This window comes from Pseudomonas putida (genome assembly GCF_004357765.1).
Taxonomy (GTDB): Bacteria; Pseudomonadota; Gammaproteobacteria; order Pseudomonadales; family Pseudomonadaceae; genus Aquipseudomonas; species Aquipseudomonas putida_U.
In genome coordinates this window covers 26211-47479 of record NZ_SMTE01000007.1, presented here as the reverse complement: position 1 = coordinate 47479, position 21269 = coordinate 26211, and the positions used below count along the sequence as shown (strand labels likewise).

The following is a 21269-nucleotide window of genomic DNA, read 5'->3' as shown; positions in this document are numbered from 1 at the left end:
AGTGTACCACCCGGCCCTGACAGATCGGCTAGGGGTGCCGGACGGCTGGCGCGCCATCACGGCCCTCTGCGGGCACGGATTATTATCGGAGGCCGAAGGCTACAGACAATCGAGGGAATTCAAAAGCGGTTTTTATACACCCGGTAGCGGCCCGCCAACGAGAGGGCCGCCATGGGATCAGAACATCAACCCTGCGGCTGCAGCGCTGCCACGTGGGCGTTGAGCAGCGCGACGAACTCGTCCAGGGTCATCTTCTTGCCGTTGAAATCGACCATGCCATCGGCATAGTGCAGGCTGGACACCACATCGCTGCCCTGAACGGTCGCCATGCCACTCTGCACCGCCAACATGCCGACCATCTCGCCGGCCTGGCCGGCTTGCTGGGCAATGGTCTGCGCATCGCTCTGTCCCTGCACGAGAGCTCGCAGCGTGGCGAGGTCGCCGATCATTGGCTTGGACAGGGTCAACTGGCTCTTCACCTGGGTAATCAACTGCTTGGCCAACTGATCGGCTGGCAGGTCGAAGGAAGTCGGGCTGGCGAAGTCCATTCCCAGGTTGAAGCGGCTTTCGCCATTGGCGGTTTTCAGCGAGAAATTGTCGATCGCCATTTTCGGTTTCGCCGCCAACAGCTTGTGCAGGTCGCTGTGGAAGCGGGCCTTTTCTTCCGCGCCCATGTCGATCTCGGGGAACGGCTGACCAGCGGCGGCAGCCTGCTCGAACTCATGCTGATGGACCTGGTACCACTGCGATAGCGCTTGCAATGCCGGCGCATTGAGCGACTGCAGACTGACGCCCATCTGCATGCTGCCGACCGCGTGATCATCCCAGCTGATGTCGGCGATCTTGTAGTCCACCCGCCCACCCAGGGTTTCGGCACCATCAAACGCCTGCGAGGCATTCTGCTCCAGCCCCTTGAGCAGCAGCACCTGTTGCTTGGGCCCCAAGGTGGCCTTGGCTTCACCCAGGTGGAGGTCGACGTTGCCCACATATACGGCATCGTACTGGGTCGTGGCCAGCTTGCCGTCGACTTTCAGGCCTTTGAGTTCGAGGGTAGCCGGGGGATGATCGGCGCCCACCAGCTTGAATACGAAGCTGTCGGCGCCACCCTTGAAGGTCGACGCCCCTTCCCGGTCCTCGGAGGCCTGCAGGTGCATGCCGGAGAATTCGATGCGGGTGCCGGTATCATCCTGAATGCTTACCGGTGCCACCTGCATGTCGCTGTCGACGCTGCCATCGAAGCCCAGGCTGGTCTGCGCCGACAGTGGCGCCTGCCCGCCCGCGGCTTCGAACCAGGCGGCGGTCGTGTCGTCTTTTTCCAATGCGCTGTTGCTGGTGGCCAGCACTGGCAGCAGCTTGAATGCCTTGACCCGCGACCAGGGGAACGGGCCGTGTTCGATCTGATCGATCACGCCCACTTCGAAATCGAGCGTCTGGCCGTCCTGTAGCGGGATGTCATCGACTTTGACGCGGTAGTGCGCCGTGCTGGTGAAAAAGTGCTGATCCAACGAGGCGAGTTCGAACGTCACACTGCCACCGACACCGACCAGCGCCCGACGCATGTCCTGGTTGACGCCCGCGATGGAGCGTTCGAGCTCTGCGGGCAGCTGCTTGCCGGTGTACCAGGCGCCAGCGGTGGTTGCGACGGCGATGGCGACGGCCAGGCCGGAAAGAATGCGGATTGATTTCTTCATGAATAGAACCGATTGCTGTCCGTAGGGGCTTCCACACAGCCGGGTTGCCACGTGGGGCTGGAAGAATATCACCCTCGCGAACGTGCAGTGGTGGCCGGGCAGCGCAAAGCAGCCATTTGGGAATCGCCCGACATCGGATACGGCACAATTCCGCATCGTAAATTTTAACGGACACTCGAATCGTTCAAAATCGCAAAAAAACGCAGAAATATCGAACAAATCAAGCCTTCAGCCGATAAATATTTCAGTATTGCAACATCTTGTCATGTTTAACTTGACACGGATCGGCCCATCGTTTTTTATTTTCATCACTTTGCACAGCGCCCGATCCACCAAGAAAAACAGTCGCGCCACGATGATGCCCAAACAGCCCTATCCGCTCGCTTCGCCCTCCTAGCACCATCCCGCCGGACCCCGACACGGGCGCGCTGCTCGCGCCTAACTCAGCTCCAACAAAAAAGGTGAACAACATGGAGCCCATCCGCTCGCCCTTGCCGCATGCGCAGCTCAGCACGCCCGCCGTCCACGCCTACGTTCAGGAGCCGCGCCAGCATGCAGCTTGACCACAGCGCTCCGGACAACACCCAGTTCCGCAAATCCCTGCGCCTGTGGCACGTGGTGATCATCGGCCTGGCCTACCTTACGCCGATGACCGTCTTCGACACTTTCGGCATCGTCTCCGGGATCACAGCCGGTCATGTGCCCAGCGCCTATATCCTGGCCCTGGTCGGCATCCTGTTCACCGCCGTGAGCTACGGCACCTTGGTGCGCCGCTTCCCGCAATCTGGATCGGCTTACACCTACACCCAGCGTGCCATCAACCCGCATGTGGGCTTCCTGGTCGGATGGTCGTCGCTGCTGGACTACTTGCTGCTGCCGATGGTCAATGCCCTGCTGGCCAAGCTTTACCTGTCCGCCATGTTCCCCGAAGTGCCGGAGTGGATGTGGGTAGCGGGCTTCGTCACGCTGATCAGCCTGATCAACATGCGCAGTATCAACCTGGTTGCACACTTCAACCTGCTGTTCGTGATTGTCCAGGTGGCAATCATCGCGGTGTTCATCTACCTCTGCGTACGTGGTCTGGATCAAGGCGAAGGGCTGGCCACTACCTGGAGCATGATCCCGTTCGCCGATGACCAGACCCAGTTCGCCGCCCTCGCCGCTGGCGCGACGATTCTCTGCTTCTCGTTCCTGGGCTTCGACGCGGTCACCTGCCTGTCGGAAGAAACCCGCGACCCAGGCAAGACGATTCCACGGGCCATCTTCCTCACCGCCCTGATCGGCGGCGTGGTGTTCATCCTGGTGTCGTACTTCATCCAGGCATACTTCCCGACCATGGCTCGCTTCCATGATCAGGAAGCGGCCCTGCCGGAAATCGCCCTGTACGTGGGCGGCAAGCTGTTCCAGTCGATCTTCATCGCCTGCACGGTGATCAACACCATCGCTTCGGGCCTGGCGTCGCAGACCAGCGTCTCGCGCCTGCTGTATGTGATGGGTCGCGACAATGTGATTCCGAGCGGTGTGTTCGCCCGGCTGCATCCGCGCTTCAAGACACCGGTGGTGAACATTGCGGTGGTCGGCCTGGTGTCGCTGTCGGCGATCTTCTTCGACCTGGTCACGGCCACCTCGATCATCAACTTCGGCGCACTGGTGGCCTTCAGCTTCGTCAACCTGTCGGTCATCACCCACTGCTATCTGCGCGAAGGCAACCGCAACGGCTTCGCCGACCACGTCAAGTACCTGGTGTTGCCCACCATCGGCTTCTGCATCATCGCCTCGCTGTGGCTCGACCTCAACGAGCATTCGCTGATGTTCGGCGGTCTCTGGGCTGCCCTCGGGTTGCTGTACCTGGCCTGGCTGACCAAGGCATTCCGGGTCGCCCCCCCGAACTGCCTGGCTGACTGACCCCTGCCACCGAACAACGCCCGCCTGAACGCGGGCGTTGTCATTGATCGAAAAGGAAAGCCCATGCCGCTGCGTCGCCTCTCCATCCAGTGGAAGATCACCCTGCTCGCCGGCCTATGCCTGCTGGCCATCGTCGCCCTGCTGGTCGCCACCTCGCTGCTTCAGTCGGTGCGCAGCGCTGCTCTGGTCAACCAGGCCAATACCGAAATGCTCGACCGGAGCGCACGCCTGCGTTTGCAGGCACAGGCCGAAGTCCAGGCCCTGCGGGTGCAGCGTTACTTCATGGACGCCTACCAGTACAGCAATGGTTTCGCCCACTTGGTCCAGGTGCTCAAGGCCAAAGGGAGCGACGACCTGCGCGCAGAATTGACCCGCGAGGCCCGCGCCAGTCTGGCGGGCAATCCAGCAATCATCGGGCTGTACGTGGTCTTCCAAGCCAACGCACTGGATCATCAGGACAGTCGGTTCGTCGGTCAGGCAAGCGTCGGCAGCAACGACAGCGGGCGCTTCTCGCTGTATTGGTCGCAGCCCAGCCCCGGCACCCTGGAACAGGAGGCGATGCCTGAATCGATGCTGGCCGACGCCACCCTGGGCAGCAACGGCATTCCCGGAAATCGCTGGCTGACCTGCCCTGAAGAGACCGCCGCGACCTGCGTAGTGGAACCGTACCTTGACGAGGTCAATGGCCGTCAGGTCCTGATGACCAGCATCGCCCTGCCCCTGCTGGAGCAAGGCAAGGTGGTCGGCGTGGTCGGCGTGGACATTGGCCTTGCCAATCTGCAGCAAGTCAGCCTCGAGGGGCGCCAGCAACTGTTCGACGGTCAGGGCCAGGTCAGCATCGCCAGTCCTACCGGCTTGCTGGCAGGGCACAGCCGTGATGCCAGCCGCCTGGGCAAACCGCTGGATCAGGGCATCGCGCCAGACACGCTGCGTGTCGCCCGTGCCTTTGCGCCAATACCGGGCGCAACGCCCTGGCAGGTGCTGCTGGAAGTGCCGGAGGCTGTCCTGCAAGCACCCGCGCGGGCCCTCAATCAGCGGCTCGACACGCACAATCAGAACGCCAACCTCACCAGCCTGCTGATCGGCCTGGGCGCCGCGGTGCTCGGGCTGCTGCTGGTCTGGCTGACCGCCCGGGGCGTGACCCGGCCAATCCTCGCCGTGGCTGCAAGGTTGCAGGACATCGCCAGCGGCGAGGGCGACCTGACCCGACGCCTGGACTACGCACGCGTGGATGAACTCGGGCAACTGACCGGCTGGTTCAACCGTTTTCTCGACAAACTGCAGCCGGTGATTGCCCAAGTGAAAAGCTCGCTGCAGGATGCCCGCGGCACCGCCGATCAGTCTGCAGCCATCGCCAGCCAGACGAGTAGCGGCATGCAACAACAGCAGCGCGAGATCGAACAAGTGGCCACCGCCGCCAACGAGATGAGCGCCACCGCCCAGGATGTCGCCCACAACGCCGCGCAGGCGGCCCAGGCTGCAAGAGGCGCCGACCAGGCCAGCCGCGAAGGCCTGCAACTGATCGCCAGTACCCGCCAAAGCATCGATCGACTGGCTGTCGACATGAGCAACGCCATGACCGAAGCCCGCGCCCTGGAAAGCCGCAGCGAACAGATCGGCTCGGTATTGGAGGTGATCCGTGCAATCGCCGAGCAGACCAACCTGCTGGCGCTCAATGCCGCCATCGAAGCCGCTCGAGCCGGTGAGGCAGGCCGTGGCTTCGCCGTGGTCGCCGACGAAGTCCGTAGCCTGGCCCAGCGCACCCAGGTATCGGTAGGTGAGATTCGTCAGGTGATAGAAGGCCTGCAGCAAGGTACACAGGACGTGGTCGGTGCCATGCACGAGGGTCAACGCCAGGCACAGGACAGCGCCACGCGCATGGAACAGGCGGTCCCGGCGCTGCAGCGCATCGGCGAAGCCGTGACAGTGATCAGTGACATGAACTTGCAGATCGCCTCGGCCGCCGAGGAACAAAGCGCCGTGGCCGAGGAAGTGAACCGCAACGTGGCAGGTATCCGCGACGTGACCGAGGCGCTGTCCGGTCAGGCCGACGAATCGGCGCGTATCAGCCAGGCCCTGAATCGCCTGGCCAACCAGCAACAGGCATTGATGGAGCAGTTTCGCGTCTAGCCTGTAAAGCCAGGGCGCCTGCTTCGCAGGCACCGGCAATCTACCTTCTCACCGAGTTCTACCCATGGAAACAACCCGCAAACCGCCCTTCTTCGACATCGCCAGCGAGCAGGGTCTGCTGCGCACCTCGATCGCCGTGACCCTATTCATCGCCACCATCGGCATCGGCTTCGGCCTCGCGTCCGGCTCGTTCTCGATCGTCTTCGACGGCGTCTATTCGCTGGTCGATGCCAGCATGAGCGGTCTGTCGCTGGTGGTGGTACGCCTGATCACCTCGCACACCACCAGCCTGCATCTGTCGCGCAAGCTGCGCGAACGCTTCACCATGGGCTTCTGGCACCTTGAACCTATGGTACTGGCGCTCAATGGCATCCTGCTCAGCGGTGTGGCCATCTACGCGCTGATCAACGCCATCGCCAGCGTACTCGAAGGCGGTCGTCACCTGGAGTTCGGCATTGCCATTGGCTATGCAGTGCTCACCGTGATCGCCTGCGTGACCATCGCCGTGATCGAAGCACGTGCCAACCGCAAGCTGCGCTCGGATTTCGTGAGCATGGACGTCAAGGGCTGGGTGATGTCGGCCAGCATCACCGCCGCGCTGCTGATTGCCTTCTGCTTTGGCTATGCCGTGCAGGGCACGCCATGGGAGTGGATGTCGCCCTACATCGACCCAGCCGTTCTGGCACTGGTCTGCCTGGTGATCATTCCCCTGCCGTTATCAGTGGTGCGCCAAGCGCTGTCGGAAATATTCCTGGTCACTCCCGGCGACCTGAAAGTCCACGTCGACGAAGTCGCCCGCGCTTTCGTCGCCCGCCACGGCTTGCAGTCGTATCGCGCTTATGTGGCCAAGGTTGGCCGCTCGCGCGAGATCGAGCTGTACTTCATCGTACCCAAGAGCATGGGCGCCAAGAGCATCGAGGAATGGGACGCACTGCGCGACGAAGTCGGCGAGGCGGTGGGCGGCGAAGGGCCTAATCGCTGGCTGACCGTGGTGTTCACGGGCGACCCGGAATGGGCCGAGTAAACGGCCCGAGCAGCAACGAAAAAGCCCGCCACCGTTACCGGTCGCGGGCTTTGACTTACTGCATATGGTGGGTCGTGTAGGATTCGAACCTACGACCAATTGGTTAAAAGCCAACTGCTCTACCAACTGAGCTAACGACCCGTTGGATGGCGCGTATAATACTGATTTCTAACGGGAAATCAACACTTCACAGGCAATTTTTTCAAAAATAACGTGTTGGGTCCTCCACGCCGGCGGCCTTGAAGCCTTCGGCGCGCAGGCGGCAGCTGTCGCATTTACCACAGGCACGGCCTTCGTCATCGGCCTGATAGCACGAAACGGTGAGGCTGTAATCGACGCCTCGTGCCAGGCCGGCCTGGACAATCTGAGCCTTGCTCATGTTCTGCAGCGGCGCCTGGATACGGAAGCCCTGTCCTTCCACGCCAGCCTTGGTGGCAAGATTGGCCATGCGTTCGAACGCTTCGACGAATTCAGGGCGGCAGTCGGGATAACCGGAGTAATCCACGGCGTTTACGCCGATGAAGATATCACGCGCCTCCAGCACCTCAGCCCAGCCCAGGGCCAGAGACAGGAACACGGTGTTTCGCGCCGGAACATAGGTCACGGGAATCCCATCGCCCGGCGTCTCCGGCACATCGATGCTGCTGTCGGTCAAGGCCGAGCCACCGATGCCGTCGAGGTTCAGACCGATCACCTTGTGCTCGACTACACCCAGGTCACGGGCCACACGGGCCGCAGCGTTCAACTCGGCACGATGACGCTGGCCATAGTCGAAACTCATGGTGTAGCAGCTGTAGCCTTCGGCCTTGGCCATGGCGACGACAGTAGCCGAGTCGAGGCCACCGGACAGCAGGATTACCGCGCGTTTCTCAGTCATGTCTGTTTACTCTCAATCAACGTCCGGGTTCGTCGTTCCACAGCAGCTTGTGCAACTGCAGCTGCAGACGGACGGGCAGGTTGTCGGCGACGATCCAGTCGGCCAGGTCGGTAGCGCTCACCTGATGATGGCTCGGCGAGAACAGTACCTCACCCGCGCGCTCGGCCAGGTTGTACTGGATCAGCTTGGACACTGCCCAGTCGTAGTCTTCGCGCGAACAGATGACGAACTTGACCTGGTCGTTGCGGGTCAGCAACTCGATGTTCTCGTAGCGGTTGCGGTGCGACTCTTCCGACCCAGGGGTCTTGAGGTCGAGCACACGGCTGACGCGCACATCGGTGCCGGCGATATCGAGCGCACCACTGGTTTCCAGTGACACTTCGTAGCCGGCGTCGCACAAACGCTGCAGGAGTGGCAACGCATTCGGCTGAGCCAGTGGCTCACCACCGGTGACGCAGACGTAGCGCGGCTTGAAGCTGGCCACCTGCTCGAGGATCGAGTCGAGGGTACGTAAAGTGCCGCCACTGAACGCATACGCGCTGTCGCAGTATTGGCAGCGCAGGGGGCAACCGGTGAGGCGCACGAATACCGTGGGCAGCCCCGCCGTTCGTGTTTCACCCTGCAACGAGTAAAAGACTTCGGTGATGCGTAATGTATCTTGCATGATCGCCACGGGCGTGACAGCTAAACAGGCTGTCCGCCTCCGTCAGGCACCACCCCAGACTCGACATCGCGTTATCCGGGGCAGCGTGTTGAACAAAAAGGGCACAGATTCTAACGAAAAAACCCGCGACAAGCGCGGGTTTCTTTCAAATGGCTTAACTCTTTCCTACAAACTCAGAGTTTTTGCAGATCACGTTGCGCCAACTGCGCAGCGGAAGTGCCAGGGTATTGAGTAATGACCTGCTGCAAAATGCCCTTCACCTTGTCGGTATGGCCCATGCGACGCTCCACGTCCGCCAGCTTGTACAGCGAATCAGGCACCTTGCTGTGTTTCGGGTACTTCTGGCTGACTTGAGCGAAGGCCTGGCTGGCGCCTTGCAGGTCACCCTTGGCCAGATTGACCTCACCCAACCAGTATTGGGCGTTGCCGGCGTACTGGCTATTGGGATATTTGCGCAAGAAGGCATTGAACGCCTGGCTGGCCTTGTCGAAGTCTTTCTGTTTGATCAGGTCGAAAGCAGCATCGTAATAGAGCTTCTCTTTCGCCGGATCACCCGGCTCGCTGCTGGCGGCCGGTTGTTGGGCAGCGGCGCCGGCGGCACCTGCTGCTGCACCGGCGGCATCGGAAGCACCACCGGCGGAAGAATTATCAGGGTTCGCGGCAGGCGCGCCACCACTGTTGATGCGACGATCCAGATCCTGGTAACGCTCCAGGTTTTCCTGCTTCATTCGGGCGACATCGTTCTGCAGCTCTTCGATGATGCCCTGCTGGCGGGAGATCTGATCCTGCATCTGTTGCAGCTGCATGAACAGCTGACCCTGTGCAGAGGCAGGGGCCGAAGCCCCTGACCCGGCATAGGCGCCGCTCGTGCCATAACCCGACGGCGGATAACCACCGGCGTTGTCATCTACTACAGGAACCGCAGCCCACGCCGAAAACGGAAGGCTGAGTGCGAGGACGGTTACAACACGACGGCACATACGCATAAGAACTTACTTACGCAGTTCTACGCGACGGTTCTGAGCCCAGGACTGCTCGTCGTTGCCGGTGGCAACTGGACGCTCTTCGCCGTAGGAAACCAGTTCCAGCTGAGCAGGGGAAACGCCCTGCAGAACCAGGTAGCGCTGAACGGCCTTGGCACGGCGCTCACCCAGAGCCATGTTGTACTCGCGGGTACCACGCTCGTCGGTGTGGCCTTCCAGGACAACGCGGTTGCCGTTGGCTTTCAGGTCCTTGGCGTGAACGTCCAGGGCGCGCATGGCTTCTGGCTTCAGATCCGAGCTGTCGTATTCGAAGTAGAAGGTGGTGATTGCGCGCAGGGCAGCTTCTTCGCTCAGGGAACCGTCAACGGCACCGGTGTTTGCACCGTAGCCAGCGTTCGGATCGACAGCAGCGCCTTCACCAGCGTTGTCGCCGCCCTTCGAGGAGCAACCTACAGCTACGGCCATGGCCAGAGCCAGCGCAGCGAATTTACCAAACTTCAGCATTTCCATCGTGAAACTCCTAATGAAACCCCAGTGTGTTAAGCAAAACGTATTACGCCGCAATCAGTTCAGGTAAGGGGACCAGGACGGTTCTCTGACTTCGCCTTGAGCGGTAGGAAGTGGGAGCCTCACGCGTCCATTAAGCGACACGAGCATCAAGACTCCCCGGCCCTGCTGGCGGGTGGCGTAGATTAGCATGGTGCCGTTTGGCGCAACAGTGGGAGACTCATCAAGACTGGTCTCGGAGAGAATCTTTACACTTCCGCGCTGCAAGTCCTGAGCCGCCACCTTGAAGTTGGTGAAACCTTGTTGGCGATGAATCATTACTAGAGTCTTTTCATCGGCCGAAAGTTTCGGGTTGGCATTGTAGTTACCGACGAACGTCACACGCTCGGCACCACCCCCGCTGACCGATTGTTTGTAGATCTGCGGTTTGCCACCACGGTCGGAGGTGAAGTACAGGGTGTTGCCATCCTTGCCCCAGAACGGCTCGGTGTTGATACCGGGACCGGCAGTGACACGGCTGATCTGGCGCGAACCCATGTTCATCACATAGATGTCCGGGTTACCGTCCTTGGACAGCACGAACGCCAGGCGCGAACCATCCGGCGACCAGGCAGGTGCACCGTTGAGCCCCTCGAAGTTGGTGATCTGCTCGCGACGACCGGTGTCGATGTTCTGCACGAAGATGCGAGGACGCTTCTGCTCGAACGAGACATAGGCGATGCGCTTGCCATCCGGGGCGAAACGCGGCGACAGAATCGGTTCACGCGACTGCAGCAGGGTCACCGCACGTGCGCCGTCGTAGTCCGAACGCTGCAGGGTGTAGCGAGTGTTGTTGGCGGAAAAACGCTCGGCGGTGACATAAAGGATGCGCGTGGAGAACGCGCCCTTGATACCGGTGAGCTTCTCGAAGGACTGGTCGGCAATGTAGTGCGCCATGTCGCGCAACTGGTCGGTACCGCCGGTCACGCTGCCGGTCAGCACTTGCTGCTCGGTGGCGACGTTGAACAAGGCGTACTGCACCTGGAGCCGGCCGCCCGCAGGCACGATATTGCCGACCATCACGTACTGGGCGCCCAGGGCTTTCCAGTCACGGAAGATCACTTCGCTGGCCTGGGTCGGCTGGCTGATCATGTTCTGCCGCGGAATCGGCGAGTAATAGCCCGAGTTACGCAGGTCGTTGCCGATGATATCGGCCATGTCTTCCGGCAGCACGCTGCCACCCTGCATCCCGAACGGCACGACCGCGATGGGCGTGGCCCGATCGCTGCCGCTGGTGACCAGGATGTTCTTTTCCTCTGCCATGGCCATGCCAGCCACGCAGCAGAGCATGACCAGCATTCCTCGAAGGAGTTTAATCACAACGCTAGATCCTCAGGTGTAAATGTCATCTTGAACGAACGGTACGGATTGAACTCGTTCGGTTTCAAGCCCTGCATCTCGGTCAAACGACCAATGTTTCTCACGGCTGCAACCGCCGAACTGTCGAACGGACCATCGCCACTGGAGCGCGATACGCTGACATTGGTGATTGTGCCATCCGGCAGCATGTTGATCTGCAGGACTACCGTCATGCCCTTGCGCGCTGAAGGCGGACGTGCCCAGCCTTCGGCGGCGCGCATGCGGATCAGGTCGTCGAAGTCGCCGGCCACCTGGTCACCCTGCTCGTCAGCCAAGGCCTGCTGGCGCTCGGTGGTGTCGGACAACAGCTCGGCCAAAGCCTGGGCTTTCTTGTCTTCCGCCGCCTTGCGGGCTGCTTCCTGTGCCTTTTTCTTCTGGGCATCTGCAGCGGCCTTTTTCTTGGCCTCTTCAGCTGCCTTCTTCTTCGCTTCCTCGGCCGCCGCTTTCTTCTTGGCGTCCTCGGCTGCTTTTTTCTTCGCTTCTTCAGCGGCCTTCTTCTTGGCCTCTTCTGCAGCTTGTTTCTTGGCTTCTTCGGCGGCCTCTTTCTTGGCCTGCTCCTCGGCTTTTTTCTTGGCGATGTCAGCCTGCTGCTTCTCGGCGGCCTTCTTCGCCTCCTCGGCCTTCTTGGCTTCGGCAGCTTTCTTGGCTTCAGCAGCCTTGGCGGCCTCTTCGGCCTTCTTCGCCTCGGCGGCCTCACGCGCTTGCTCGGCCTTTTGAGCGGCATCGGCCTTCTTTTGTTCCGCGGCCTTGATGGCCTCCTGCTCGACCTTCTTCTGCTCCAGCTGCTCGACTTCAGTCTGGCGCGAGGCGGTTTTCTTCGCTTCCCCGGCAATCTTCTGATTGGTCTGGGTAGTCGCCTGGCTCTTGGACTTGAGCTGATACAGGGTAGCCTGAACGATCGGCTTGGAAGGCGGCAGCTCCGGCGTCATGGCGAAACTGACGAACAGCATTGCGAACACCAGCACATGCAGGCCGATGGCCCAGACAGTGGGCCAGAAGTAGCTTTCCGAGGCGGATGGCTCTCGCTGTTGCATCAGGGCGCCTCGGTAATCAGGCCAACGTTACCGACACCGGCTTTCTGCAACCCGCCCATGGCACCCATGACCGCGCCGTAGTCGACAGCCTTGTCGCCACGAATGAAGACCTGAGTCTGCTTGCCCTGGTCGCGACCGGCGGCAATGATCTTGGTCACTGCGCTGGTCATTTCCGGCAAGGTCATGGCCTTGTCCATCTGCTTGTCGGTATCGACTTCGCTGCCGAGGTTCCAGTAGTAGGTCTTGTCGGCCTTGATGGAGATGGTGAGGATCTGGACGTTGTTGTCCTGCGGCAGGGCTTCGCTGGAAACCTTGGGCAGGTCGACCTTCACGCCCTGGTTGAGCATGGGAGCCGTCACCATGAAGATGACCAGCAGCACCAACATCACGTCGATGTAGGGCACCACGTTCATCTCGGCGACCGGCTTGCGTTTTTGGCGAACTCGGGCCATGGGGTTAATACCTGCTTACTCTTCGCTGGTGTGCACTTTACGGTGCAGGATCGCCTGGAACTCGTCGGCGAAGGTGTAGTAGCGACCGATCAGCACTTCACTGCGTGCGGAGAATCGGTTGTAGGCAATGACCGCGGGAATAGCCGCGAACAGGCCGATGGCAGTGGCGACCAGGGCTTCGGCAATACCCGGAGCAACGGTGGCCAGGGTCGCCTGCTGGGCGCTGGCCAGCCCGCGGAACGAGTTCATGATGCCCCATACGGTACCGAACAGGCCGATGTACGGGCTGGTCGAACCCACGGTTGCCAGGAACGGCAGGCTCTGCTCGAGCTTTTCTTCCTCACGCGAGATGGCCACGCGCATGGCACGGCCAACGCCTTCCATCACCGCATCCGGATCGACGCCCGGTTGCTGACGCAGGCGCGAGAACTCCTTGAAGCCGGCGCGAAACACTTGCTCGACACCAGAGTCCGGGTCCGGATTGCTCCCGGCCTGGCGGTACAGCTTGGACAGGTCGATGCCCGACCAGAAGCGTTCCTCGAAGGCATCCAGCGCTCGACGACCGGCGCGCAGCATGGTGCTGCGCTGGAAGATCATGATCCATGAGGTGACCGAGGCGGCCACCAGGGTCAACATCACCAGCTGCACTACCACGCTGGCATTGCTGACCAGACTCCACATGGAGGTATGGTCGACGACGTTAGCTTCCACGCTTATTCTCCTGCATTCGATTGAGTACCCAAGCCGTCTGCCGCAAAGGCGTCGCGCAGCTCCGGGGGTATGGCTCGGGGTTTGAAAGTATCGGCGCGCACGGCGGCCACCAGGAACTGCCCTTCGCAAAGCAGCGTTTCATCCTTCTCCCGCCACACCTGCTGCACGAAGCGCAGGCTGGCGCGATTGAGTTCAAGAACTTGCGCGGTTACCCGAAGCTCGTCGTCCAGGCGCGCCGGCGCGTGATAGCGCGCCTCGCTGGAATGGACCACGAACAACAGATTGTCCTCGGCCAACTGCGACTGGGAAAAGCCCAGGTGCCGCAGGCGTTCGGTGCGCGCGCGCTCCATGAATTTCAGGTAGTTGACGTAATACACCACGCCGCCCGCATCGGTGTCTTCGTAATAGACGCGACAACGGTGAGCGAACGGTTCCAGGCCTTTTTGCGCGCGCATACTCTAGTGCTTACTCCTCAGATTGCCAATCCGCTGCGGCAACTGTTTTTTCTTCATCAATGTCGTATTGCCAGCACCTTTGCGGCATGCCAGCGGTAGGACCACGAAAAGCCGATTTCGATCTGTCATTCATCGCCCTGATCGGAAAAATCTCCCCCTTCGCCCAGGCGACCGGGCACATTCAAACCGAAGTGCAGATAGGCATGCCGAGTCACCACGCGACCGCGTGGGGTACGCATGATGTAGCCCTGCTGGATCAGGTAAGGCTCCAACACATCCTCGATGGTATGGCGCTCCTCGCTGATGGCCGCGGCAAGGTTGTCGACGCCCACCGGGCCGCCGTCGAACTTCTCGATCATGGTCAGCAGCAGACGGCGGTCGGAGTGGTCGAAACCGCGCTCGTCGACATCCAGAAGGTTCAGCGCCATGTCGGCGACCGCCTTGGTGATCTGACCCTTGCCCCGCACCTCGGCATAGTCGCGCACGCGGCGCAGCAGCCGGTTGGCGATCCGCGGCGTACCTCGGGCACGGCGGGCGATCTCGAAGGCGCCCTGATCCTCGATGGCCAGGCCCAGAATGTTCGCCGAGCGGCTGACGATGGTGGCAAGGTCGGCGTTGCTGTAGAACTCCAGGCGCTGGACGATACCGAATCGGTCGCGCAGCGGATTGGTGAGCATACCGGCACGGGTAGTGGCACCAACCAGCGTGAACGGCGGCAGGTCGAGCTTGATCGAGCGGGCCGCAGGGCCTTCGCCGATCATGATGTCGAGCTGAAAGTCCTCCATGGCCGGGTACAGCACCTCCTCGACCACCGGAGACAAACGGTGAATCTCGTCGATGAACAGCACGTCATGGGGCTCGAGGTTGGTCAGCATCGCCGCCAGATCACCCGGGCGCTCCAGAATCGGGCCCGAGGTACTCTTGACCGAAACACCCATTTCCTGGGCGATGATGTTCGCCAGGGTCGTCTTGCCAAGGCCGGGCGGGCCGAAGATCAGGGTGTGGTCGAGGGACTCGTTGCGGCCACGGGCAGCCTGGATGAACAGCGCCATCTGCTCGCGCACGACCGGCTGGCCGATGTATTCGTCGAGGCGCAGCGGACGGATAGCCCGGTCCTGGACCTCTTCACGGTCGCGCCCGCTGGCGGCGATCAGGCGGTCAGCTTCGATCACTTGGAAATCATCCCTTTAAGGCTGCGACGAATCAGTTCTTCGCTGCTCAGACCCGCCTTGTCCTTGATCGCCGACACGGCCTTGCTGGCCTCTTGCGGTTTGTAGCCCAGGGATACCAGGGCACTGACCGCATCGGCCTCGGCCGTAGAGCCACTGCTGACGGGCAGCGGGCCGTCGGATACCAAGGTGAACATGGCCGGAGAGGTTTCCCAGGCCTTGAAGCGATCCTTGAGCTCGACCAGCAGGCGCTCGGCGGTTTTCTTGCCGACGCCGGGCACACGCACCAGGGCCGAGGTGTCCTGGGCCTGCACGCAGCGCACCAGCTCGTCGACTTCCAATCCGGACATCAGCGCCAAGGCCAGTTTCGGCCCCACCCCATTGAGGCGGATGAGCTCACGAAACAGCTCGCGCTCGCGTTTTTCGGCGAAACCGTAGAGCAGGTGGGCGTCCTCGCGTACCACCAGGTGGGTATGCACGGTCACTGGTTCGCCGACCTTGGGCAGGCGATACAAGGTCGTCATGGGCACTTCCAGCTCGTAGCCCACGCCATTGACGTCGATAATCAGGTGCGGCGGCTGTTTCTCCGCCAGGGTGCCGCGCAAACGTCCAATCACGTTCCGATCCTTCCTCTCGGGGAGCCGGTCGAAGACCGCTCAACCCTATCAGCAAATGCAACGGGTGAACGCTTCACCCGGACAAAATGTGTATCAGCGCATGAAGCGCTCAAAGACGCAAGCGCCCGCCGCGCCGCCGCGCCGTGGCCAGGCCATGGGGTACCAGGCTGGAACGGGTATGGGCATGGCACAGGGCGATGGCCAGCGCGTCGGAGGCATCGATCTGGGGCTTCTGGGTGAGTTTGAGCAGGTGCATGACCATCATCATCACCTGCTCCTTGTTCGCACCACCGGTGCCGGCGACAGCCTGCTTGACCTGGGTGGCACTGTATTCGGCGATTTCCAGACCAGCCTCGGCGGCAGCGACGATGGCTGCTCCCCGGGCCTGGCCCAACTTGAGCGCCGAATCGGCGTTGCGCGCCATGAACACCCGCTCGATGCCCATGGTCATCGGGCCATGCAGACGGATGATCTCGCTGACTCCACGAAAAACGATCTGCAACCGCTCGTGCAGCTCGCCGCTGCCGGTGCGGATGCAGCCCGACGCCACGTACTCGCAACCACGGGCAGTCTGGCGTACCACGCCATAACCGGTGATGCGCGAGCCGGGGTCGATACCAAGAATCAGAGTCATAACGCCTGTTTTTTCAATATGTAATGGCCTATTCGCGGGCAAGCCCGCTCCCACAGGGGCAGCACTCAATCTGACATCGGCGCAGTACCTGTGGGAGCGGGCTTGCCCGCGAATAGGCCCTTAAGGCCAAACGCAAAATCTTAGCCGAGATTCTCCATGATCTCGTCAGAAATCTGCGCATTGGAGTAGACGTTCTGCACGTCGTCCAGGTCTTCGAGCATGTCGATCAGCTTGAGCACCTTCTCGGCACCCTCCTGATCCAGCTCGGCACTGGTGGTCGGCTGCATGACGATTTCAGCGTCCGCGGCCTTGAAGCCGGCTTCTTCCAGAGCGTTGCGCACCGCATAGAAGCTGTTGAACGAGGTGAACACCTCGAACGAGCCGTCTTCGTTGGCCACTACGTCGTCGGCATCGGCCTCCATCGCCGCCTCCATCAATGCGTCCTCATCGACGCCTGGGGCAAAGCTCAGCTGCCCTTTGCGCTCGAACAGGTAGGCCACCGAGCCATCGGTCCCCAGGTTGCCGCCACACTTGGTGAAGGCATGACGCACGGCAGCGGCGGTACGGTTGCGGTTGTCGGTCATGGCCTCGACCATGATCGCCACACCACCTGGGCCGTAGCCTTCGTAGCTGAGCTCTTCGACGTTGTCGCTTTCATTGGTACCGGCACCACGGGCCACGGCGCGATCGATGATGTCGCGGCTCATGTTGGCGCCCAAGGCCTTGTCCAGGGCCAGGCGCAAGCGCGGGTTGGAAGCCGGATCACCGCCACCCTGCTTGGCAGCGACGGTCAGCTCGCGAATCCACTTGGTGAAGATTTTGCCTCTCTTGGCATCCTGGCGCTCTTTGCGGTGCTTGATGTTCGCCCACTTGGAATGACCAGCCATAACGACTCCGAATCCTTTGAAACACAAACAACTGCGCCCCTGACGGGGCGCAACGAAAAATCCTGCGCCGTAACGCAAAGGCGCATCCATGTGGATGCGCCCGGGGCCCGCTTACTCGACCTTGGTCTGCTCACGCAGGCGGATATGCAGCTCACGCAGGGCCTTGGCGTCGACCATACCCGGGGCCTGGGTCATGACGCAGGCGGCGCTCTGGGTTTTCGGGAAGGCAATCACTTCACGAATCGACTGGGCGCCAGTCATCAGCATGACCAGGCGGTCCAGGCCGAAGGCCAGACCACAGTGGGGTGGAGCACCGAACTTCAGGGCATCGAGCAGGAAGCCGAATTTCTCTTCCTGTTCAGCCGCCTCGATACCCAGCAGACGGAATACCGCCTGTTGCATCTCCTTGCGGTGGATACGGATCGAACCGCCGCCGAGCTCGGTACCGTTGAGCACCATGTCGTAGGCACGCGACAGCGCGGTGGCCGGGTTGGCCTCGAGCTCCTCGGGGGTGCACTTCGGCGCGGTGAACGGGTGGTGCAATGCGGTGAAGCTGCCGTCCTCGTTCTCTTCGAACATCGGGAAGTCGACCACCCACATCGGTGCCCATTCGCAGGTCAGCAGCTCGAAGTCGTGACCCAGGCGGATACGCAGCGCGCCCAGGGCTTCGCTGACGATCTTGGCCTTGTCGGCGCCGAAGAACACGATGTCACCGTCAACGGCACCAACGCGATCGAGGATGGTGTTGAGGTTCGCCTCAGGGATGTTCTTGACGATCGGCGACTGCAGGCCTTCGACGCCCTTGGCACGCTCGTTGACCTTGATGTAGGCCAGACCTTTGGCACCATAGATGCCGACGAACTTGGTGTACTCGTCGATCTTGCTGCGCGGCATGCTGGCACCACCTGGCAGGCGCAGGGCGGTGACGCGGCACTTCGGATCGTTGGCAGGACCGGCGAAGACCTTGAAGTCGACGTCCTTGAGCTGATCGGCAACGTCGACCAGTTCCAGCGGGATACGCAGGTCCGGTTTGTCGGAGCCATAGCGGCGCATGGCCTCTTCGTAGGTCATGTGCGGGAACTCGCCGAACTCCAGGTCCAGGACTTCCTTGAACAGCTTGCGGATCATGCCTTCGGTCAGGCCCATGATCTCGCTTTCATCGAGGAAGCTGGTCTCGATGTCGATCTGGGTGAATTCGGGCTGGCGATCGGCACGCAGGTCTTCGTCACGGAAGCACTTGGCGATCTGATAGTAGCGGTCGAACCCGGCGACCATCAGCAACTGCTTGAACAGCTGCGGCGACTGCGGCAAGGCGAAGAAGCTGCCGGCGTGGGTACGGCTCGGTACCAGGTAGTCGCGAGCGCCTTCCGGGGTAGCACGGGTGAGGATCGGTGTCTCGACGTCGAGGAAGCCGTTCTCGTCCAGGTAGCGGCGGATACTGCTGGTGATGCGCGAACGCAGACGCAGCTTGTCGGCCATTTCCGGACGGCGCAGGTCAATGAAGCGGTAGCGCAGGCGGGTTTCCTCGCCAACGTCGGAATATTCGTTCAGCGGGAACGGCGGGGTCTCGGCTTCGTTGAGCACGTTCAGCTGGTAGCCGAGGATTTCGATGGCACCGGAGGCCATGTTGGCATTCACCGCACCGTCGGGGCGCTTGCGCACCTTGCCGGTGATCTGCACGACGTACTCGCTGCGAACGCGGTCGGCGGCAGCGAAGGTCTCGGCGCGATCGGGATCGAACACGACCTGGGCCATGCCCTCGCGGTCACGGATGTCGAGGAAGATCACCCCGCCGTGGTCGCGGCGACGATGGACCCAGCCGCAAAGGGTGACTTCCTGGCCGTCCAGGCTCTCGTTCAGTTGGCCGCAATAATGGCTGCGCATCATGATGGTGGTTTCGCTTCTCGTGATTCGTGTAAATCGGTAAGGCCTTGGCCGCCCCTTGGGACTGTTACTGCAAGACCCGGCTAATGCACTTCAAGTCAGTCGGCGCTGTCGCCGCCTGCCAGATTCTTCTTCGCCCCGGTCTTGAAGTCGGTTTCATACCAACCGTTGCCGCTCAAGCGAAAGCCGGGTACCGACAGTAGTTTTTTCAATGCCGGCGCCTGACACGCCGGGCAGTCGGTCAACGGTGCGGCGCTGATCTTCTGCAGTACTTCCATCCTGTGATCGCAGGATGCACATTGATAGTCATAAAGGGGCATGGGTGTCTCTCGTCAACCACAACGCTGGCTGCCAAGGCAGCAAAAAGCGGGATTATATATGGTTAAGGAGCGCTGCGCAGCCCGCCCGGCGATTAGCGCAAATGGGGTGGGTCGAGCAGCCAGGCAACGCAGATCACCCGGATCAGTCCGCTGAAGTTGCGGACACCACCCTGGCGCAGATGCACCTCTCGGTCAATGTAGGACAGCACGGCACTGACCGAACAGCGGTTGACCTCGGCAATGCCCTCGAGAATACGCCAGTAGACGGTTTCCAGGCGCAGACAGGTGGAAAAACCGTTGAGCCGCACCGAGCGCGACACCGGCAGAGCCTGACGCATGTCGAAATCGGCGTCGAAGGGATCGACGCACTGACGCCCAGGCCAAGGCCCCTGTCCGCCCCTTCCTTTATTCGTTTGTACTTTGCATTCCACCAGCGCTCTCCATGATCAGCGGTTACAGTCCGCTCATGAAGCGCCCTGGCTCGTCCCGAGTGCAGCGGCAAAATGTTCCCGCTCAGGCAAGAGCGCCCGGAGTAACCGGACGCTCGCAGCGTGACGAAAACGCCACTCACTGGTCTTCGAGCAACACCCTCAGCATCCAGGCGGTCTTCTCGTGCACTTGCATGCGCTGCGTCAGCAGATCGGCGGTCGGCTCGTCACTGACCTTGTCGACCGCCGGGAAGATGCTTCGCGCAGTGCGCACGACCGCCTCCTGGCCCTGAACCAGTTGCCGGATCATCTCCTGCGCAGGCGGCACACCAGGTTCTTCCTCGATGGAGGAATGCTGGGCATAGAAGGCATAGGAGCCCGGGGCCGGAAAGCCCAGCGCGCGAATGCGCTCGGCAATCGAGTCGACGGCCAGGGCCAGTTCGTTGTATTGCTCCTCGAACATCAGGTGCAGGGTGCGGAACGAAGGGCCGGTGACGTTCCAGTGGAAGTTGTGGGTTTTCAGGTATAGGACATAGGTGTCCGATAGCAACCGGGAAAGCCCGTCGACGATGGATTTGCGATCTTCTTCACTGATACCGATATCAATTGCCATGAAGCGCTCCTTTCCATATGGCTTGGTGATCAAGCGGGCATCGCACACTGTAGCAACAGATGCCAACCCCTGCCCGTGACCTGAGGCAACGCGACCGCAACTGGGGCATCGGTTTGAGAAGCCCCCGGCTTTGCGGTTAAATAGGCACCGTGCCACCCGTGCGGACTGTAAATGCCGGGTGCATAGGCTGGCCCATCACGTTTTCGCGCGTCTATACCTCATGCGCACCGTGCCGCCAGCTTTTTTCTGTGACCGGCCTTATCGAGTGTGAGCCAATCCCATGTTCAAGATCGTCCATCTAGTGACGGGCGTAGCGGCCTTGCTGCTGTCGCTCATTCCCAGCCTGAAAACCGATGCTTCACCTTTTCTGCAGCAACCCGAGGCGGTGTACCTGGCCCTGCTGGGCCTGCTCAACCTGCTGCTCGCCCCCGTGGTTCCTCTTTACTACCGTGGCGCACGGCAACAGCTGCAACATTTGGCCAGCGCGCTGCTGGTCGTGGCGGTGGTGTTGCAGACCCTGACCCTGCTGGCCCGCCCGGAACTGGGCAACCTCGCCGCACTGCTATGTGCTGCCCTGGCGGTGTTCCTGCATCTGGCAGCCAGCTTCACCCGCACCGGGCGCAAGGCCCGCGCCACCCAAAGCACGCCGCAGGAAGCCGGCAAACGCGATACGGGCACGGTGAAGTGGTTCAACACATCCAAGGGTTTTGGCTTCATCTCCCGCGACTCCGGTGACGATATATTCGTGCACTTTCGCGCCATCCGCGGCGAGGGCCACCGCATCCTGGTCGAAGGCCAGCGCGTGGAGTTCTCCGTGATGCACCGCGACAAAGGCCTGCAGGCCGAAGACGTCGTGGCGGTACCGCGCCGCTGATCCCATCCGGCC

The 21269-nt window shown here is 61.4% G+C and carries 22 protein-coding genes, 1 tRNA gene and 1 pseudogene; 5 read left to right on the top strand and 19 right to left on the bottom strand.

Translation table 11 applies throughout. From position 1 onward, the window contains the following. Positions 1–185: 185 nt before the first annotated feature. Positions 186–1691, bottom strand: coding sequence for a YdgA family protein (locus E2H86_RS11795; protein WP_133327909.1), 1506 nt, complete (start codon positions 1689–1691; stop codon positions 186–188). Between the two features lie 552 nt (positions 1692–2243). On the opposite strand from E2H86_RS11795, the gene E2H86_RS11790 reads away from it, so the two are divergent. The 4 genes and pseudogenes from E2H86_RS11790 (at position 2244) to E2H86_RS11780 (ending at position 6750) form a co-directional block, all read left to right on the top strand. After that, on the top strand, positions 2244–3596 hold the full coding sequence (locus E2H86_RS11790) for an APC family permease (protein WP_133327906.1): 1353 nt from the start codon (positions 2244–2246) through the stop codon (positions 3594–3596). Positions 3597–3659: 63 nt separating this feature from the next. Continuing rightward, positions 3660–4868 (top strand): annotated as a pseudogene (locus E2H86_RS26780) (PDC sensor domain-containing protein); the annotation flags it as partial. A gap of 102 nt (positions 4869–4970) precedes the next feature. After that, entirely contained in the window at positions 4971–5726 is a 756-nt protein-coding gene (locus tag E2H86_RS26775; protein ID WP_397465981.1) for a methyl-accepting chemotaxis protein, read from the top strand. Positions 5727–5790: 64 nt separating this feature from the next. After that, positions 5791–6750: a cation diffusion facilitator family transporter gene (locus tag E2H86_RS11780; protein ID WP_133327902.1), complete on the top strand. Its 960-nt coding sequence runs from the start codon at positions 5791–5793 to the stop codon at positions 6748–6750. 65 nt (positions 6751–6815) lie between these two features. On the opposite strand, the gene E2H86_RS11775 is transcribed toward E2H86_RS11780, so the two are convergent. The 18 genes from E2H86_RS11775 to E2H86_RS11690 all read right to left on the bottom strand — a co-directional run bounded on the left by E2H86_RS11775 (position 6816) and on the right by E2H86_RS11690 (position 20383). Further along, positions 6816–6891, bottom strand: a tRNA-Lys gene (locus E2H86_RS11775). 61 nt (positions 6892–6952) lie between these two features. Beyond that, a complete protein-coding gene (gene queC / locus E2H86_RS11770) occupies positions 6953–7627 on the bottom strand; it encodes a 7-cyano-7-deazaguanine synthase QueC (protein ID WP_133327900.1) in 675 nt (224 codons plus the stop codon). 16 nt (positions 7628–7643) lie between these two features. Further along, positions 7644–8291: a 7-carboxy-7-deazaguanine synthase QueE gene (gene queE, locus E2H86_RS11765; RefSeq protein ID WP_133327898.1), complete on the bottom strand. Its 648-nt coding sequence runs from the start codon at positions 8289–8291 to the stop codon at positions 7644–7646. Positions 8292–8464: 173 nt separating this feature from the next. Next, the gene (gene ybgF, locus E2H86_RS11760; RefSeq protein WP_133327896.1) at positions 8465–9277 is read right to left on the bottom strand and encodes a tol-pal system protein YbgF; all 813 of its coding nucleotides are present in this window, start codon (positions 9275–9277) and stop codon (positions 8465–8467) included. Positions 9278–9283: 6 nt separating this feature from the next. Beyond that, complete coding sequence (gene pal / locus E2H86_RS11755) at positions 9284–9784, bottom strand: peptidoglycan-associated lipoprotein Pal (RefSeq protein WP_043209505.1); 501 nt, start codon at positions 9782–9784, stop codon at positions 9284–9286. Between the two features lie 54 nt (positions 9785–9838). Beyond that, on the bottom strand, positions 9839–11110 hold the full coding sequence (gene tolB, locus E2H86_RS11750; protein ID WP_397465978.1) for a Tol-Pal system beta propeller repeat protein TolB: 1272 nt from the start codon (positions 11108–11110) through the stop codon (positions 9839–9841). A gap of 26 nt (positions 11111–11136) precedes the next feature. Continuing rightward, the gene (gene tolA, locus E2H86_RS11745; RefSeq protein WP_133327892.1) at positions 11137–12213 is read right to left on the bottom strand and encodes a cell envelope integrity protein TolA; all 1077 of its coding nucleotides are present in this window, start codon (positions 12211–12213) and stop codon (positions 11137–11139) included. Beyond that, entirely contained in the window at positions 12213–12665 is a 453-nt protein-coding gene (tolR, locus tag E2H86_RS11740; protein ID WP_133327890.1) for a protein TolR, read from the bottom strand. The genes tolA and tolR overlap by 1 nt, the downstream gene beginning before the upstream one ends. A gap of 15 nt (positions 12666–12680) precedes the next feature. Further along, positions 12681–13376, bottom strand: a complete 696-nt coding sequence (tolQ, locus tag E2H86_RS11735; protein WP_133327888.1) for a protein TolQ — start codon at positions 13374–13376, stop codon at positions 12681–12683. A 2-nt stretch (positions 13377–13378) separates the two neighbouring features. Next, positions 13379–13831 carry a tol-pal system-associated acyl-CoA thioesterase gene (gene ybgC, locus E2H86_RS11730; protein ID WP_133327886.1) on the bottom strand — a complete coding sequence of 151 codons (453 nt, stop codon included), beginning with the start codon at positions 13829–13831 and terminating at the stop codon, positions 13379–13381. Between the two features lie 125 nt (positions 13832–13956). Next, entirely contained in the window at positions 13957–15003 is a 1047-nt protein-coding gene (ruvB, locus tag E2H86_RS11725; RefSeq protein WP_133327884.1) for a Holliday junction branch migration DNA helicase RuvB, read from the bottom strand. Then, positions 15000–15617 (bottom strand): Holliday junction branch migration protein RuvA, encoded by a 618-nt coding sequence (gene ruvA, locus E2H86_RS11720; RefSeq protein ID WP_133327882.1) that lies wholly within the window; start codon positions 15615–15617, stop codon positions 15000–15002. The genes ruvB and ruvA overlap by 4 nt, the downstream gene beginning before the upstream one ends. 109 nt (positions 15618–15726) lie before the next feature. Then, complete coding sequence (gene ruvC, locus E2H86_RS11715) at positions 15727–16251, bottom strand: crossover junction endodeoxyribonuclease RuvC (RefSeq protein WP_133327880.1); 525 nt, start codon at positions 16249–16251, stop codon at positions 15727–15729. Between the two features lie 140 nt (positions 16252–16391). Further along, entirely contained in the window at positions 16392–17138 is a 747-nt protein-coding gene (locus E2H86_RS11710; protein WP_133327878.1) for a YebC/PmpR family DNA-binding transcriptional regulator, read from the bottom strand. A gap of 111 nt (positions 17139–17249) precedes the next feature. Then, entirely contained in the window at positions 17250–19025 is a 1776-nt protein-coding gene (gene aspS, locus E2H86_RS11705) for an aspartate--tRNA ligase (RefSeq protein ID WP_133327876.1), read from the bottom strand. A 95-nt stretch (positions 19026–19120) separates the two neighbouring features. After that, complete coding sequence (locus E2H86_RS11700; RefSeq protein ID WP_133327874.1) at positions 19121–19342, bottom strand: FmdB family zinc ribbon protein; 222 nt, start codon at positions 19340–19342, stop codon at positions 19121–19123. A 92-nt stretch (positions 19343–19434) separates the two neighbouring features. Further along, on the bottom strand, positions 19435–19680 hold the full coding sequence (locus tag E2H86_RS11695; protein WP_230385359.1) for a ribbon-helix-helix domain-containing protein: 246 nt from the start codon (positions 19678–19680) through the stop codon (positions 19435–19437). A gap of 229 nt (positions 19681–19909) precedes the next feature. After that, positions 19910–20383 carry a Dps family protein gene (locus E2H86_RS11690; RefSeq protein WP_133327870.1) on the bottom strand — a complete coding sequence of 158 codons (474 nt, stop codon included), beginning with the start codon at positions 20381–20383 and terminating at the stop codon, positions 19910–19912. A 280-nt stretch (positions 20384–20663) separates the two neighbouring features. On the opposite strand from E2H86_RS11690, the gene E2H86_RS26405 reads away from it, so the two are divergent. Continuing rightward, on the top strand, positions 20664–21257 hold the full coding sequence (locus tag E2H86_RS26405) for a cold-shock protein (protein ID WP_133327868.1): 594 nt from the start codon (positions 20664–20666) through the stop codon (positions 21255–21257). The last annotated feature ends 12 nt before the right edge of the window (positions 21258–21269 follow it).